The sequence below is a fragment of the Amycolatopsis sp. NPDC005961 genome (genome assembly GCF_040629235.1).
Taxonomy (GTDB): domain Bacteria; phylum Actinomycetota; class Actinomycetes; order Mycobacteriales; family Pseudonocardiaceae; genus Amycolatopsis; species Amycolatopsis camponoti.
Window position 1 is genome coordinate 47132 of the sequence record NZ_JBEXVF010000003.1, and the last position, 15579, is coordinate 62710.

16 protein-coding genes are annotated in these 15579 nt (G+C 71.7%); 7 read left to right on the forward strand and 9 right to left on the reverse strand.

From position 1 onward, the window contains the following. Window positions 1-137 precede the first annotated feature (137 nt). A complete protein-coding gene (gene ccrA, locus ABZ342_RS03610) occupies window positions 138-1478 on the reverse strand; it encodes a crotonyl-CoA carboxylase/reductase (protein WP_155544962.1) in 1341 nt (446 codons plus the stop codon). 205 nt (window positions 1479-1683) lie between these two features. Here ccrA and ABZ342_RS03615 point away from each other — a divergent pair, with 205 nt between their 5' ends. Both ABZ342_RS03615 and ABZ342_RS03620 read left to right on the forward strand, forming a co-directional pair. Next, entirely contained in the window at window positions 1684-2052 is a 369-nt protein-coding gene (locus ABZ342_RS03615; protein WP_196425492.1) for an SPW repeat protein, read from the forward strand. Between the two features lie 19 nt (window positions 2053-2071). Next, the gene (locus tag ABZ342_RS03620; RefSeq protein WP_360468442.1) at window positions 2072-2644 is read left to right on the forward strand and encodes a TetR/AcrR family transcriptional regulator; all 573 of its coding nucleotides are present in this window, start codon (window positions 2072-2074) and stop codon (window positions 2642-2644) included. Between the two features lie 365 nt (window positions 2645-3009). Here the strand turns inward: ABZ342_RS03620 and mce are convergent, their stop codons facing one another. Further along, window positions 3010-3465 (reverse strand): methylmalonyl-CoA epimerase, encoded by a 456-nt coding sequence (mce, locus tag ABZ342_RS03625; RefSeq protein ID WP_360468443.1) that lies wholly within the window; start codon window positions 3463-3465, stop codon window positions 3010-3012. Window positions 3466-3602: 137 nt separating this feature from the next. On the opposite strand from mce, the gene ABZ342_RS03630 reads away from it, so the two are divergent. The 3 genes from ABZ342_RS03630 (at window position 3603) to ABZ342_RS03640 (ending at window position 6755) form a co-directional block, all read left to right on the forward strand. Beyond that, on the forward strand, window positions 3603-4790 hold the full coding sequence (locus tag ABZ342_RS03630; protein ID WP_360468444.1) for an acetyl-CoA C-acetyltransferase: 1188 nt from the start codon (window positions 3603-3605) through the stop codon (window positions 4788-4790). Next, window positions 4791-5756, forward strand: coding sequence for a methylmalonyl Co-A mutase-associated GTPase MeaB (gene meaB / locus ABZ342_RS03635; RefSeq protein ID WP_360468445.1), 966 nt, complete (start codon window positions 4791-4793; stop codon window positions 5754-5756). Between the two features lie 273 nt (window positions 5757-6029). Beyond that, on the forward strand, window positions 6030-6755 hold the full coding sequence (locus tag ABZ342_RS03640) for a peptidylprolyl isomerase (RefSeq protein WP_360468446.1): 726 nt from the start codon (window positions 6030-6032) through the stop codon (window positions 6753-6755). Window positions 6756-6983: 228 nt separating this feature from the next. Here the strand turns inward: ABZ342_RS03640 and ABZ342_RS03645 are convergent, their stop codons facing one another. Continuing rightward, window positions 6984-8354: a PLP-dependent aminotransferase family protein gene (locus tag ABZ342_RS03645; RefSeq protein WP_360468447.1), complete on the reverse strand. Its 1371-nt coding sequence runs from the start codon at window positions 8352-8354 to the stop codon at window positions 6984-6986. 46 nt (window positions 8355-8400) lie between these two features. Between ABZ342_RS03645 and ABZ342_RS03650 the strand changes: the two genes are divergently transcribed. Continuing rightward, window positions 8401-8862 (forward strand): carboxymuconolactone decarboxylase family protein, encoded by a 462-nt coding sequence (locus ABZ342_RS03650; RefSeq protein WP_196425493.1) that lies wholly within the window; start codon window positions 8401-8403, stop codon window positions 8860-8862. Next, the gene (locus ABZ342_RS03655; protein ID WP_360468448.1) at window positions 8859-9596 is read left to right on the forward strand and encodes an isocitrate lyase/phosphoenolpyruvate mutase family protein; all 738 of its coding nucleotides are present in this window, start codon (window positions 8859-8861) and stop codon (window positions 9594-9596) included. The genes ABZ342_RS03650 and ABZ342_RS03655 overlap by 4 nt, the downstream gene beginning before the upstream one ends. 63 nt (window positions 9597-9659) lie before the next feature. Here the strand turns inward: ABZ342_RS03655 and ABZ342_RS03660 are convergent, their stop codons facing one another. From ABZ342_RS03660 to ABZ342_RS03685, 6 genes are all read right to left on the reverse strand, one after another. Further along, window positions 9660-11270: a cation acetate symporter gene (locus ABZ342_RS03660; protein WP_360468449.1), complete on the reverse strand. Its 1611-nt coding sequence runs from the start codon at window positions 11268-11270 to the stop codon at window positions 9660-9662. Beyond that, the gene (locus ABZ342_RS03665; RefSeq protein ID WP_155544972.1) at window positions 11267-11629 is read right to left on the reverse strand and encodes a DUF485 domain-containing protein; all 363 of its coding nucleotides are present in this window, start codon (window positions 11627-11629) and stop codon (window positions 11267-11269) included. Before ABZ342_RS03665 ends, ABZ342_RS03660 begins: the two co-directional genes overlap by 4 nt. Window positions 11630-11699: 70 nt before the next feature. Beyond that, the gene (locus tag ABZ342_RS03670) at window positions 11700-13424 is read right to left on the reverse strand and encodes a cation acetate symporter (RefSeq protein ID WP_360468450.1); all 1725 of its coding nucleotides are present in this window, start codon (window positions 13422-13424) and stop codon (window positions 11700-11702) included. Beyond that, window positions 13424-13774, reverse strand: coding sequence for a hypothetical protein (locus ABZ342_RS03675; RefSeq protein WP_360468451.1), 351 nt, complete (start codon window positions 13772-13774; stop codon window positions 13424-13426). The genes ABZ342_RS03670 and ABZ342_RS03675 overlap by 1 nt, the downstream gene beginning before the upstream one ends. Then, complete coding sequence (locus ABZ342_RS03680; RefSeq protein ID WP_360468452.1) at window positions 13771-14526, reverse strand: LytTR family DNA-binding domain-containing protein; 756 nt, start codon at window positions 14524-14526, stop codon at window positions 13771-13773. Before ABZ342_RS03680 ends, ABZ342_RS03675 begins: the two co-directional genes overlap by 4 nt. Further along, window positions 14523-15575: a histidine kinase gene (locus tag ABZ342_RS03685; protein ID WP_196425494.1), complete on the reverse strand. Its 1053-nt coding sequence runs from the start codon at window positions 15573-15575 to the stop codon at window positions 14523-14525. The genes ABZ342_RS03680 and ABZ342_RS03685 overlap by 4 nt, the downstream gene beginning before the upstream one ends. Between the last annotated feature and the right edge of the window lie 4 nt (window positions 15576-15579).

Below are 15579 nucleotides of genomic sequence, written 5' to 3' on the forward strand. Positions count from 1 at the left end.
GTGCGGTGCGCCGAACGCGCCGTGTGATGCGGCGAAGGGAACTGGCCGGATCCGGTGGTATCCGGGCGGAATCCGACGCCGGGAGCGGCAGCCGCCCCCGGCGTCGTCGTGATCAGCGTCGTGATCAGGCCTCTTGGTCAGGCACCGCGGAAGGCGTTGATCCCCTCGATGTGCTTCGCGCGCTTCTCCTCGTCGCGGACGCCGAGGCCTTCCTGCGGGGCGAGCGCGAGCACGCCGACCTTGCCCTGGTGGGCGTTGCGGTGCACGTCCAGCGCGGCCTGCCCGGTCTCTTCGAGCGGGTACGTCTTCGACAGCGTCGGGTGGATCAGCCCCTTCGAGATCAGCCGGTTCGCTTCCCAGGACTCGCGGTAGTTCGCGAAGTGGGAGCCGATGATCCGCTTCAGGTTCATCCACAGGTAGCGGTTGTCGTACTGGTGCATGTACCCCGAGGTCGACGCGCACGTGACGATCGTGCCGCCCTTGCGCGCGGCGTAGACGGACGCGCCGAACGTCTCGCGGCCCGGGTGCTCGAACACGATGTCCGGGTCGTCGCCGCCGGTCAGCTCGCGGATCTTCGCGCCGAAGCGCTGCCACTCCTTCGGGTCCTGCTCGGTCTCGGACTTCCAGAACTTGTAGTCCTCGGCGCTGCGGTCGATGATCAGCTCGGCACCGAGCTTCCGGCAGATCGCGGCCTTTTCCGGGCTGGAGACGACGCAGACCGGGATCGCGCCGCCGTTCAGCGCGTACTGCGTCGCGTAGGAGCCGAGGCCGCCCGAGGCGCCCCAGATCAGGACGACGTCGCCCTGCTTCATGTCCGCGCCGTTGCGTGAGACCAGCTGGCGGTAGGCGGTGGAGTTGACCAGGCCGGGGGAGGCGGCTTCCTCCCAGGTGAGGTGGTCCGGCTTCGGCATCAGCTGGTTGGCCTTGACCAGCGCGATCTCGGCGAGGCCGCCGAAGTTCGTCTCGAAGCCCCAGATCCGCTGCTCGGTGTCGAGCATCGTGTCGTTGTGCCCGTCCGGGCTCTCGAGCTCGACGTTCAGGCAGTGCGCGACCACCTCGTCGCCCGGCTTCCAGTTGTGCACGCCGACGCCGGTGCGCAGCACGACGCCGGACAGGTCCGAGCCGACGACGTGGTAGGGCAGGTCGTGCCGCTTGGCCAGCGGCGAGAGCTTCCCGTACTTCTTCAGGAACTTGAATGTGGGGATCGGCTCGAAGATCGAGGTCCACACGGTGTTGTAGTTGATGGCGCTCGCCATCACGGCGACCAGCGCCTCGCCCGGGCCCAGCTCGGGCACGGGGACGTCGTCGAGGTGCAACGACTTGCGCGGGTCCTTGTCCCGGCTCTCGAGGCCCTCGAACATGTCGACCTCGTCGGCGCGCACGGTCACCCCGCGATAGCTCTCGGGGACGGGCAGGGAGCCGACCGCGGCGGACTCGCCGTTCAGGATGGCTTGCTGGATCTCGCCGAGCTGCGTCATCGGTTCCTCCGCGGAGATGGGGGTCAACGGCGTTGGCGGCAGAAATTACTCGCCGGTAACTCGCGCACACAACTGTACGAGACGGACAGCACGATTACACGTCGAACTGTGACCGATCAGTCTTGACCGGCTGGCCAGTCAAGCGGATCATCGGCCGTGGGAACACCCACCCGACCAGCAGTTTCACCGACGGAGGTGAGCACGAATGAGTGAAGTCTCTACGCGCGCATGGGCCCGGCCACACGATTGGGCCGAGGTCGTCATCGGGGTCGTCGCCGCTCTTTCACCCCTTTGGCTGAGCACGGACTCGACCGCGATGTGGACGATGGTCGTCCTGGGCGCCTTGATCGCACTCGACGGCCTGGTCTCGCTGGCCATGCCGGGCATGGTCTACGGCGAAGGCATCCAGATCGCGCTCGGTGTGCTGTTCTTCATCGCGCCGTGGGTGATGGGATACACCGAGTTCAACGGCGCGTCCTGGACGTCCTGGATCGCCGGGGTGCTCGTGGTCATCGCCGGCGCGGCAGCGATGCCGGTCGCGAGCGCCGCGCACCGCACGGCAGGCCAGCACTGACGGACCAGGAGGCACCCGCATGACCGAGGATTCGGCGAAGGAGCGCATCCTCCGCGCCGCCGAGGCGCTCTTCGCCGAGTCCGGCTTCGACGCCACCCCGACCTCTCGCATCGCCGAGCGGGCCGGGGTGCCGAAGGGGCTGGTGCACTACTACTTCCGGCACAAGGCGGACCTGCTCACCGCACTGGTCGAGCGACTGCCCGACGAGCGCATCGAGCCGGCCGTGGTCGTCGTCCCCGGCGACCTGGTGGGTAGCCTGCGGCGGCTGGTCCGCGAGCTCGACCACCGCTTCAGCCGGTCGCTCGGGCTCTCGCACCTGCTGTGGCGCGAGGCGGACACCCACCACGTCGTCCGCGACGCCCTCCACGAGCGTTTCCAGGTGCTCGTGCGCCAGGTCCACGCGGTGATCCTGGCGGCAACCGGCGGCGGCGTGCCCGCGGCCGACATCGATCGCGCGTCGGGCCTGCTGGCCCGCGCGGTCAGCCACCGCCACGCGACGGCCCGCCACTCGGACGACGACCTGCCCGCCGAGTTCGACGGCGAGCTGACGTTCATCGCCGACGCCCTCGTGTCGAAGACCGTGCCGGCTTAGCCGTGGCCGGGGCCGTGTGCCCGCGGAGTGCAGCGGGGGCGCGGTTCCGGCGTGCGGGAGCGCGGCGCCGGCGGTGCGAGGGAGTGCGGACGCGCGGTTCCGGCGTGCGAGAGTGCGGCGCGGGCGGTGCGCGCGGTTCCAGCGTGCGGGGATGCGGCGCCCGGCGGGGTGCGGCGGTGCGGCTCCGGCGCGCGGGGATGCGCGGCCGGACTGGGCTCGGGCCGTTGACGCGCCGGCCCGGGAAGTGCCGAAGTCAGCTGGCCTCTCCGTCCCCCCGCCCCGCCCCCACCCCCCCCGCCCTGATTGTTGTCACCGAAGTGTGGTTGCCCCGCGCCGGAGTTGTTGCGCCGGAACGGGTTTGGTGCTCAGTGCGCCGCGCTGTCCTTGGCCGGCTCCACCAGCTCCACCAGGACGCCGCCCGCGTCCTTCGGATGGATGAAGTTCACCCGGCTGTTGGACGTTCCGCGCTTCGCCGCCTCGTACAGCAGGCGCAGGCCCTGCTCGCGCAGTGCCGCGGACGCCGCGTCCACATCGGACACGCGGTACGCCAGCTGCTGCAGCCCCGGGCCGCTCTTGGCCAGGAACTTGCCGATCGCCGAGTCGTCGCGCAGCGGGGCGAGCAGCTGGATCTGCGTCTCCGTGCCCGCCGTGCCGGGCGCGCGCAGCATCGCCTCGCGCACTCCCTGCTCCTCGTTCACCTCCTCGTGCGCCACTTCCAGGCCGAAGTGCGTGCGGTGGAACTCGATGGCCGCGTCCAGGTCCGGGACCGCGATGCCGACGTGGTCGATGGCCGTCACGAACGGCCGCAGGGCGTCATTCATGGAGGCAGGATAGGGGGCGCCCGCCCGGCGTTCCCCCAGAATCGTCGCGTGCCCCGCCTCACACTGGCTCCATCAAGAAGCCCGCCCTCCGGGTATGGTCGGAAAAACTGCCCATGCGCCGAAGCTTGGAGGACGCCGTGTCCGGTTCCGTGATCCTGGGTGCCGCCCGTACACCGATCGGGCGCTTGCTCGGATCCCTCAAGGACTTCACGGGGGCACAGCTGGGCGGGGTCGCGATCAAGGCGGCCCTCGAACGCGCCGGGGTCTCCCCGGACGCGGTGCAGTACACGATCATGGGCCAGGTGCTCACCGCCGGCGCCGGCCAGATCCCGGCCCGCCAGGCCGCGGTCGCCGCGGGCATCCCGATGAGCGTGCCCGCCCTGACGATCAACAAGGTCTGCCTCTCGGGCCTCGACGCCATCGCGCTCGCCGACCAGCTGATCCGGGCCGGCGAGTTCGACATCGTCGTGGCCGGCGGCCAGGAGTCGATGACCCAGGCGCCGCACCTGCTGCCCAAGTCCCGCTCCGGCTTCAAGTACGGCGACACGACGCTCGTCGACCACATGGCCTACGACGGGCTCTTCTGCGCGTTCGACCAGGTCGCCATGGGCTCCTCGACGGAGAAGTACAACTCCCGCTACGGCGTCACCCGCGAGCAGCAGGACGCGTTCTCCGCCCGTTCGCACCAGCGCGCGGCCGAGGCGATCAAGAACGGCTACTTCGCCGACGAGATCGCGCCCGTCTCCATCCCGCAGCGCAAGGGCGACCCGGTCGTCTTCGACACCGACGAAGGCGTCCGCGCCGACACCACCGCGGAAAGCCTCGCCAAGCTGCGCCCCGCCTTCGCTTCCGACGGCACCATCACCGCGGGCTCGGCCTCGCAGATCTCCGACGGCGCCGCCGCGGTCGTCGTGGCCAGCAAGGCGAAGGCCGAGGAGCTCGGCCTCACCGCGATCGCCGAGATCGGCGCGCACGGCGTCGTCGCCGGGCCGGACGCCAGCCTGCACGAGCAGCCGTCGAACGCCATCCTCGCCGCGCTGGCGAAGGCGAACCTCGGCGCCGACGCGCTCGACCTCGTCGAGATCAACGAAGCCTTCGCCGCGGTCGGGCTCGTCTCCACCGAGAAGCTCGGCCTCGACCCCGAGAAGGTCAACGTCAACGGCGGGGCCATCGCCCTCGGCCACCCGATCGGCGCCTCCGGGGCCCGGCTCGCCGTGCACCTGATCCACGAGCTGCGCCGCCGCGGTGGTGGGCTCGGCGCGGCCGCGCTGTGCGGCGGCGGCGGCCAGGGCGACGCCCTCCTGCTGCGGGTGCCGTCCGCGTAAGTGGCCGGCGCACTCGACCTCGACGACCTGGTCGGCCGCGCGCGGGACGGGCAGCCCCGTGCCGTCGCGCGGCTGCTGTCGCTCGTCGAGGACGCCCATCCCCGCGTCGCCGAGATCGCGCGAGCGCTGACCCCGCACACCGGGCGGGCCCGGGTCATCGGGCTGACCGGACCGCCGGGTGTCGGCAAGTCGACATCGACCTCGGCGCTGCTCACCGCGTTGCGCGCGGAGGGCAAGCGGGTCGGGGTGCTCGCCATCGACCCGTCTTCGCCGTTTTCGGGCGGCGCGCTGCTCGGCGACCGGATCCGGATGACCGAGCACGCCACCGACCCCGGCGTGTTCATCCGCTCGATGGCCACGCGCGGGCACCTCGGCGGCTTGTCGTGGGCGACCCCGCAGGCGGTGCGCGTGCTCGACGCCGCCGGTTTCGACGTGGTGCTGATCGAGACCGTCGGCGTCGGACAGTCCGAAGTGGACGTCGTGAAGCTGGCCGACACCACGGTGGTGCTGCTCGCGCCGGGAATGGGCGACGGCATCCAGGCCGCGAAAGCGGGAGTGCTGGAGATCGCCGACGTCTTCGTCGTGAACAAGGCCGACCGCGAGGGCGCGGACGCGACGGTGCACGACCTCAAGCAGATGATCTCGCTGGCGCGCCGCGAGATCCGGGGCGCGAGCTGGCGCCAGCCGATCGTGCGGACGGTGGCGGCGAAGGGCGAGGGCATCGACGAAGTCGTGGACGCGCTGGCCGCGCACCACGACTGGCTGGTGGAGCACGACGAGCTGGCCCGGCGCCGGGTGGCGCGGGCACGCGACGAGGTCGAGGCCATCGCAGTGCGGCGGTTGCGAGCCGAGCTGGCCGACCTGCGGGGTGGGGGACGGCTCGCCGGCGTAGCCGAGCGCGTCGTCGCACGGGAGATCGATCCGTTCGCCGCCGCGGATGAGCTGATCGCGGACCTGCGGGCGTAGTGCGGCCCGGACCGCCGACGCGAGCCGCGTGAGCAGAAACCGTGTCACGGCAACGGGTCTTCGCCGGAATGTCATGACGCTCTCCCCTCGGGTGCGGCGGGTTTGCCGCGTGCTGACCATCGTGCGCCGGGGGTCCGACAATTTCGGGGGTTCCGGCGTCGAGGTTCACCCGACCGCGTGACGCGAGCGACTTTCGCCGGTTCTTGTTGTCGGTGCCGAGCCCTAGACTGCGGGGCGCTCCGGAACCGGGCGATCACTGGGAGGGCGTGCAGGATGAAGAAGACACTCGTCACCGCGCTGGCGGTCGGCGCATTGTTCGCGGCCGGCGGCGGCGTAGCCACCGCGGCGGACGCGCCGCCGCCGAAGACGACGCACGGGCCGTGCCAGTACACCGAGACGCCGGACGAACCGGCGTCGCGGCCGGTGCCGCTGCCGCCCGACCCGCGGCACACGCCGAGCCACGGCAAGGTCGACGTCGCCGTCCCGACCAGCCAGGGCGCGCTGCCGCTGCGGCTCGACCGCGCGAAGGCACCGTGCACCGTGCAGAGCTTCCTGCACCTGGCGAACCACCGGTTCTACGACCACACGGTGTGCCATCGGCTGACCGCGTATCCGACGTTGAAGGTCCTGCAGTGCGGCGACCCGAGCGCGACCGGCGAGGGCGGGCCGGGCTACAAGTACAAGGACGAGCTGCCGGTGGACCTGCCGCCGGCGCCGACCGACCCGACCGGCGCGCGCAAGGTCTACGCGCGCGGGCTGCTGGCCATGGCCAACGCGGGGCCGGACACGAACGGCTCGCAGTTCTTCGTCGTGTACGGCGATTCCGCGCTGCGGCCGAACTACACGGTGTTCGGCACGGTCGGGGCACAGGGGCTGAAGACCCTGGATCGAGTGGCCGCGGGCGGGATCGTGCCGACCGCGGACGACCCGGCGCCGGTCGACGGGACGCCCGCGCTGCGGACGGAACTGCTCCGCGTCCGGCCTGACCGCTGGTTCTGACGGCGAATGCGGGCCACTCCCGGTTCGGGGGTGGCCCGCTCGGGGCATCTCGCGTGATCGAAGGGGCATCACGTGTGTCTGGGGAGGCATCACGCGTGATTGGAGGGGCATCACGCGTGATCGGGAGGTCGACACGCGTGTCTGGAGGGTCGACACGCGTACGCAGACGGACGACACGCGTACACAGACGGACGACTCGCGTACTTGGGGGACGACGCGTGTCTGGGGTTAGGACGTGATTTCCCAGAGGGCTTCTACCAGGGTTTGGGTTGCGCCGGCGAAGGCGTGTTTTGGGGTTGCCGCGTAGCCGACTATCAGGCCGCCGGGGCCGTTGGGGGTCATCCAGTAGTCCGTCAGGCCTTCTAAGCCGAGTGCGCGGCGGCGGCAGGCCGCCAAGGCCGTCGCCTCGGAGGGGCCGTCGGGCGGGAGCCTCAGCAGCAGGTGGAGGCCGGCCGCGATGCCTTGCGGACGGACGAAGTCCGGGAGCGCGGCCATGAGACGAGCGCGGCGTGAGCGGTACTCGGCCCGGCTGCGGCGGACGTGCTGGTCGTACGCGCCCGAGCGGATCAGCTCGGCCAGCGCCAGCTGGTTCAGCACCGCCGGGCGGGACCCGCTGTCGGCCAGTGCCGCGTGGACCGGCTCCACCAGCGTCCGCGGCAGCACCAGCCACGCCAGCCGGAGCGCCGGGGCCAGCGTCTTGCTGGCCGTCCCCGCGTAGATCACCCGCTCCGGGGCGAGCGCCTGCAGCGCCCCGACCTGCTGGCGGTCGAAGCGGAACTCGCCGTCGTAGTCGTCCTCCAGCACGAACGCGCCCGATCGGGCCAGCTCGGTGCGGCGGTGCGGGGCCAGCGTGACGCCGGTGGGGTACTGGTGCGCCGCCGTCACGACCACCGCCGGACTGTCCAAAGCGGACACGTCGAGGCCGTGCTCGTCCACCGGGACGCCGACGACCCGCTGGCCCTGCGCCGCCGCGATCGAGCGGTACATCTCCAGCGACGGGTTCTCGAACGCCATTTCGCCGACGCCGAGCGAGGAAAGCGCGCGGGACACCACGGCGATCGCGTGCGAATACCCGTGGCACACCACGATCCGGTCCGGGTCCGCGACGACTCCGCGGGCCCGGGCGAGGTAGCCGGCCAGGGTGTCCCGCAGCTCGGGCGCGCCCAGTTCCGACTCGTAGCCGAACGCCGACGCCGGGGTCCGCAGCAGGGCGCGGCGGGTCGCGCTGATCCACGCCTGGCGGGGGAACGCCGTCAGGTCCGGACGTCCCGGCCGCAGGTCCCAGCGCGGGGCCGGCTCGCGCGGTGCCTGCCGCGGCGCGGACTGGGGCAGCGAGCCCGCCGTCGCCACGCGGGTCGGCGCGCCCTGGGCCGTGCGCAGGTACCCCTCGGCGGCCAGGTCGGCGTACACGCGGGTGACCGTGCCGCGCGCGACGCCCAGGTCGTGGGCCAGGGACCGGGTCGAGGGCACCGCCGAACCCGCCTGCCACCGGCCCTCGCGGATGGCCGCGCGGATCGCCTCCGCGAGGCCGCCGCGGCCGGTCGAGGGCTCCCAGCCGAGGTGGACGTCGAGGCCGGAACTGGACCACGAATCCGTCATGTGACTGGACCATACCCGTGGACCAGTTCCGGCTAGCGTGGATGCCATGACGAAGCGAATCGGACTCGGGCGCGCGCCCGAGATCTACCAGGCGATGGCGAACCTGCAGGCCGAGGTGAACAAGGCCGCCGCGAACGCGGGAGTCGACCCGAAGCTGCTGGAACTGGTGAAGATGCGGGCCTCCCAGCTCAACGGCTGCGCGTACTGCCTCGACATGCACAGCCGCGACGCCCTCGAGCTGGGCGAGTCGGCCCGCCGGCTGTTCGTGCTCGACGGCTGGCGCGAGACCGACCTGTTCACCGAAGAGGAGGAGGCCGCCCTCGTCCTCACCGAGGCGATGACCAAGCTGTCGGCGACCCAGAGCGTCCCCGACGACGTCTACGAGCAGGCGACGAAGGTGCTCACCGAAGACCAGTACCGCGCGATCGCGTGGGAGGTCATCGCGATCAACAGCTGGAACCGCATGGCCGTGACCAGTCACAGCCCGCTTCCGAAGCGCGACGCGTGAGCGCCGCCGCGCTCAGGGCGCTGCACGTCCCCGGCAAGCCGCTGGTGCTGCCGAACGCGTGGGACGCCGACACCGCCCGGCTCGTCGAGGCCGCCGGGTTCCCGGTCGTGGCGACCAGCTCCGTCGCCGTGGCGTCCGCGCTCGGCTTCCCCGACGGCGAAAAGGCCCCGGCCGGCGAGATGTTCGCGGCGGCGAAACGCATCGCGGACGCCGTGAGCATCCCGGTGACCGTCGACGCCGAGTCGGGCTACGGCCTGTCCGGCGCCGAGCTGGCGTCCCGGCTGCTCGACGCCGGCGCCGTCGGCTGCAACTTCGAGGACACCGACCACGCCACCGGTGACGTGCGGCCGGTCGCCGAGCAGGCGGAGCGCATCGCCGCCCTGCGTGAGGCGGCGGGCGACGGCCTGGTGATCAACGCCCGCGTCGATTCCTTCCGCGGCGTCGATCCGAAGGACCACCTGGTCGACGGCATCGCCCGGGCGAAGGCCTACTTCGAGGCGGGCGCCGACTGCGTCTATCCGATCCACCTGCGCACGCCCGAGGTGCTCGCGGTGTTCGTGCCGGGGGTCGGCGGGGCCGTCAACGCGCCCGCGTGGCCGGGCAGCCCGGGCCTCGGCGGCCTCGCCGAACTGGGGGTGGCGAGGATCTCGCTGGGTGGCGGGCTGTGGCAGTACGCCCGCAAGCACCTCGAAGCGACCCTCGCGGGCGTCGCCGAGGGAAAACTGCCGTACTGACCACGGAATGGCCGAAGGCCGCCGCGAGGGTGACTCGCGACGGCCTTCGGTGTCTCGGGGACGTCAGTGCGCGACGGCCTTCTCGGCGCCCGCGCCGGTCAGGGACCGGACCTCCATCTCGGCGTACTTCTTCTCGTCGTGCTCCTTCGACAGGACCGTGCCCAGCCAGCCCAGGATGAACGCGGCCGGGATCGAGACGATGCCGGGGTTGCTCAGCGGGAACCAGGCGAAGTCCGCGGTCTTGATCATCGACGTGCTCTTGCCGGACACCGCCGGCGAGAAGACGATCAGCACGATCGTGATGGCCAGGCCGCCGTAGATCGACCACAGCGCGCCCTGGGTGTTGAACCGCTTCCAGAACAGCGAGTACAGGATCGTCGGCAGGTTCGCCGACGCCGCCACCGCGAACGCGAGTGCCACCAGGAACGCGACGTTCTGCCCGTTGGCCAGGATGCCGCCGCCGATGGCGAGAGCACCGATCACCACCGCGGTGATCCGGGCGACCTTGACCTCCGAGTCCGGCGACGTCTTGCCCCGCTTGACGACGTTCGCGTAGACGTCGTGCGCGAAGGACGCGGACGCCGTGATCGTCAGGCCGGCGACCACCGCGAGGATCGTCGCGAAGGCGACCGCGGAGATCAGGCCCAGCAGCACCGGCCCGCCCAGTTCGAGCGCGAGCAGCGGGGCCGCGGAGTTCACCCCGCCCGGCGCCTTCTTGATCGTGTCCGGCCCGACCAGCGCACCGGCGCCGTAGCCGAGGACCAGCGTGAACAGGTAGAACACGCCGATCAGGACGATCGCCCAGACCACCGAGCGACGCGCGTCGCGAGCGGTCGGCACCGTGTAGAAGCGCATCAGGACGTGCGGCAGACCCGCGGTGCCCAGCACCAGGGCGATGCCGAGGGAGAAGAAGTCCAGTTTGGACGTTCCGGTGGCGCCGTACTGCTTGCCCGGGCCGAGCAGCGTCTCGCCGGCCTTGCCCGCCTTGTCGACGGCGGCCTGCAGCAGGCTGGAGAAGTTGAAGTTGTACTTGCCGAGCACCCACAGGGTGATCACGAGCGCGCCGACGATCAGCAGCGCGGCCTTGATGATCTGCACCCAGGTGGTGCCCTTCATGCCGCCGATGAGGACGTAGGCGATCATGATGATGCCGACCACGGCGATCACGAGGGCCTGCGCGCCACCGCCTTCGACGCCGAGCAGCAGCGCGACGAGACCGCCGGCACCGGCCATCTGCGCCAGCAGGTAGAAGAAGGACACGGCCAGCGTCGACGTCGCGGCCGCGGCCCGCACCGGGCGCTGCTTCATCCGGAACGCCAGCACGTCGCCCATCGTGAACTTGCCGGTGTTGCGCAGCAGTTCCGCGACCAGCAGCAGCGCGACGAGCCACGCGACCAGGAAGCCGATGGAGTAGAGGAAGCCGTCGTAGCCGTTGATGGCGATCGCGCCCGCGATGCCGAGGAACGACGCCGCCGAAAGGTAGTCACCCGAGATCGCGATGCCGTTCTGGGGACCGGTGAAGGCGCGGCCGGCGGCGTAGTAGTCCGACGCGGTCTTCGTGTTGCGGCTGGCGCGGAACACGATCACCAGCGTGATGAGGACGAAGGCGGCGAAGATGAGGATGTTGAGAAGCGGGTTGCTGCCTTCCACACCCGCGGCGATGTTCGTCGTCATGCCTGCTCCTTCGCGGATTCGCCTTCGATGTCCTCACGGATCTTCTCGGCGACCGGGTCCAGCTTCCGGTTGGCGTACCGGACGTAGAGGCCGGTGATCACGAACGTCGAGACGAACTGCAGCAGGCCGAAGATCAAGCCGATGTTGACGTTGCCGAACACCTTCGTGCTCATGAAGCCGTGCGCGTAGTCCGCGAGGAGCACGTACAGCAGGTACCAGAGGAGGAACACCGCCGTCATCGGGAAGACGAACCGGCGCAGGCGGCTGCGGAGCTCACGGAACTCGGTGCTCTCGTGCGCGCGTTCCCAGATGGTCTCTGACGTGTCCGGGGGCCCGCCGCCGGTGTCCGTCGTGCTCATCGCTGCTCCCTGCGACATTGCGGAAAGTGGTCCGCGTCACCGTAGGGAGGCGTGAGGTCGGAGTGAAGATTCAGCGGCTCAACAGCCGGGCCAGACGACGAACGGTTGACGAACGGTCGCGCGGTCCCGACGAACGGGGTTCGTCCAGGTGCAGGCGCAACATCGCGGCCGTGGACCAGGCGGGTGGCCTGCCCCGCAAGGAGACCAACGCCATTACGCCGAACGCCAGCGGTACCGACCAGGGTGCCGGTTGCTGCACCAAGATCGCCACCCAGCCGTGCAGCGGCGGCCCGGCGAGGGCGAACAGGATCGAGCCCGACGACGCGACGAGCCCGGTCAGCACCCCGGCGATCCCGCCGGCCGCCGTCAGCCGCGGCCACCAGATGCCGAGCACGAGCAGCGGGCAGAACGTCGACGCGGCGACGGTGAAGCCCCACGTGACGAGCACCCCGGCGTCGAGCTCGGCCGACCGCAGCGCCAGCAGCACCATGATCGCGGCGACGCCGAACACCGCGATCCGCAGCCGGCGCAGCCCGCCCGGGACGAGGTCGTGCGCGATCGCGCCGGACATCACCAGCAGCAGGCCGAGCGACGTCGCCAGGAACGCCGCGAACGCGCCCGCGGTGAGCAACGCCGTGAAAAGACCGCCGGCCCAGCCACTGTCCACTTGGTACGGCAGCGCGACGACGACCGTGTCCGTCGCGCCGGAGAGGTAGAGCCCGGGCACGAGCACCCGGCCGAGGACGCCGTAGACGCCGGGGAAGAGGTAGAAGACGCCGAGGAGCGCGACCGTGATCGCGGCGGTGCGGCGGGCGGCGCGGCCGTCGGGGCTGGTGTGGAAGCGCATGAGCACGTGCGGCAGGCCCATCGTGCCGAGCATGGTCGCGATCAGCACCGCCCACGTCCCGAGCAGCGGGTAGCCCTGGTCACCGAGGTCGAGCAGCGGCCGCTGCCAGTCGTGCCCGCCGAGCGGGGCGCCGCCGCGGACCGCCGGGACCGCCGCGCCCGCGCCGAACACGACCTCGTCCTGGCTGCGCGCGATGAACTCGCCGGGCGGCAGGGTTTCCACGACACCGTTGCGCCGCACGGCGGTCGGCTCGCGGATTTCCATCGTGACTTCGACTTCGAACTTCACCGGCGTCTCGCGGGCGAAGTGGGTGAACTCGACCGGGTTCAGGGCGTCGGTCCGGTTGACGGCGCCGGCCTGCAGCACGAGCCAGATGGCCGGGATCAGGAACAGCAGCAGCTTCAGCACGAACTGGAAGGCCTGGACGTACGTCGCCGCGCGCATGCCGCCCAGTGCCAGGGTGACGCTGACCGCGGCGCCGGCCAGCACGACGCCGACCCAGTACGGCGTGTGGCCGACCGCGGTGAGCACCAGGCCGGCGGTGCGGAACTGCGGAACGACGTAGATGGTGCCGATCACCAGCACGACGACGGCGGTGAGGCGGCGCAGGGCGGGGGAGTTGAGCCGTGCCTCGGCGAAGTCGGGGACGGTCAGCGCGCCCGAGCGCCGCATCGGCGCGGCCACGAGTACGAGCATCGCGATGTAGCCGGCGGTGAAGCCGACCGGGTACCACAGCGCCCCGATGCCGTCCTTGACCACGAGCCCGGCGACGCCGAGGAACGACGCCGCGCTCAGGTACTCGCCCGAGACGGCGGCGGAGTTCACCAGCGGAGAGATCCGCCGTGAGGCCACGAGGAAGTCCGACGTCGTGCGCATCGCGGCGACCCCGCGGACGCCGATCAGCAGCGTCACGAGCACGACCGGTGCGACGGCGAGCGCGACGCCCACTAGCCGTCGTCCTCGAGGCGTTCGGCGCGGCGCAGCTGCCAGCGCGCCAGCAGGGCCATCGCCGGGTACGGCAGCACGGCGATCATCAGCCAGGACACCGGGATCCCCAGCAGCCGCGCGGTGTCCAGGCTCGGGAAGATCGCGAAGACGCCGGGCAGGCCGAGGAGGAGGACGAACATCAGGACGAGGGCGGGCACGCCGCGGCGGCGCTGGGCGCGGTAGAGCGTGGTGGCGCGCTGGGTGTTGCCCACGGGGAGGCGGGTTTGCCGCCAGCGGTGCCGGGAGCGGCGCCGGGCGTGCGCGAGGCGGGTCTGCGGGCTGGTCACGGCGACCCGGCGGATCTTGCTCATCGCGAGCCCGGCCCGAGCTGACCTCGTTGAGCGGCTTCCAGCAGCCGGTCCCGCAGGTCACGCGCGTGCCGGCGGCTGACCGGGACGTCGCCGGCGTCCGTGTGGGCCAGCAGGCCGCCCGCCGAGTCGCTGCGCAGTTCCAGCACCGCCCCCACCGCGAGCAGGAACCCGCGGTGCACCCGGCTGAACCCGGTGCCCTCCCAGTACTCCTCGAGCCGCGAGATCGGCATCCGCACCAGGTGCACCCCGCCACGCGTGTGCAGCCGGACGTAGTCGCCGTGGGCCTCCACGAACAGCACGTCGTCGCGGCGGACGTACCGCGTGCGCCCGCCGGACTCCACGGGGAGAGCCGCCATCGCGTCCGGGATCGAGCGCGACGACGGCGTCGCGTTGCGCGTCACCTTGGCCAGTGCGGCGGAAAGCCGTTCGGCCCGCACCGGCTTGAGCAGGTAGTCGACGGCGCCGATGCCGTATGCCGCCACGGCGTGCCCGTCGTGCGCCGTGACGAACACGATCACCGGCGGCTCGCTCAGCTTCGCCAGCAGCCCGGCGAGTTCGAGACCGTCGAGGCCCGGCATCGAGATGTCGAGGAACACCGCGTCGAAGCGGTCGGCTTGAAGCAGCCTCAACGCCTTCAGCGCATCAGCCGCGCCGACGACTTCGCCGACTTCGGGCGCTTCGCGCAGCATGCGGCACAACTCGTCCAACGCCGGCGCAAGGTCGTCGACGGCGAGTACGCGAAGCCCGGTCACGGCAGCACCCCCGGCTGGAACCGCGGCACCCGCACGATCACCCGGGTGCCCGCGCCGACCTCGGTTTCCACGGTCAGCCCGTACCAGGCGCCGTAGACGTCCCGCAGCCGCCGGTCCACATTGGCCAGTCCGAGGCCCGCGGGGTCGTCGTCGCCGGTGCGCCCGGCCAGGATGTCCGCCGCGCGCTTCGGGTTCATGCCCACCCCGTCGTCCTCGACGAAGATCACGCAGTCGTTCCCTTCCGCCTGGCCGTGCACCTGGACCAGCCCGGTACCCGACCGCGGCTCGATGCCGTGCCGGATCGCGTTCTCCACCAACGGCTCCAGCACGAGGTAGGGCACCGCGACGGCGAGGATCTCCGGCGCGACCCGCACCTGGACGCGCAGCCGTTCGCCGAGCACGGCCCGCTGCAGCGCCAGGTACGTCTCGATCGCGCGGAACTCCTCGGCGACCACGGTGTACTCGCCGTGGCGCGCCAGGCTGTAGCGCGTGTAGTCGGCGAAGTCGAGCATGAGGTCGCGGGCGCGGTCGGGGTCCGAGCGCACCAGCGACGCGATGACGGTCAGCGCGTTGTAGACGAAGTGCGGCGACATCTCGGCCCGCAGCGCCCGAAGTTCGGCCTGGGCCGCCTGCTCGGCCGACGCTTCGAGCCGGCCTCGCTCCAGAGCCTGGACGACGAGGTCGGCGGCCTGGCCGGCGACCGCGTCCCGGACGTCGCCGACGACCAGCAGCGCCCCGGCCAGTTCGTCGTGGACGTGCAGCGGCAGCACGAGGACGTCCGGCGCCGAGCCGGGTTCCTCGGTGTGGAGCACGCCGTCGAGGACCGTCGCGACGACCGCGTCCGGCCCCGGCCGCCCCGACCAGAGCAGCGAGCCGGAGAGGTCGGTGAGGCCGAGCCCCGGGAAGCCGAAGAGCCGGCGCAGGCCGTGCGCGGCGCGGCGGGCCCGGGTGCCGGACAGGCCGTCGCGCAGGTCGTCGGTGATCCGGCGGGCGGCGGCGAGCACCGGCAGCGGGTCGGCGCGGGACGCCGGACGCAGGTGCACGGTCATCGGG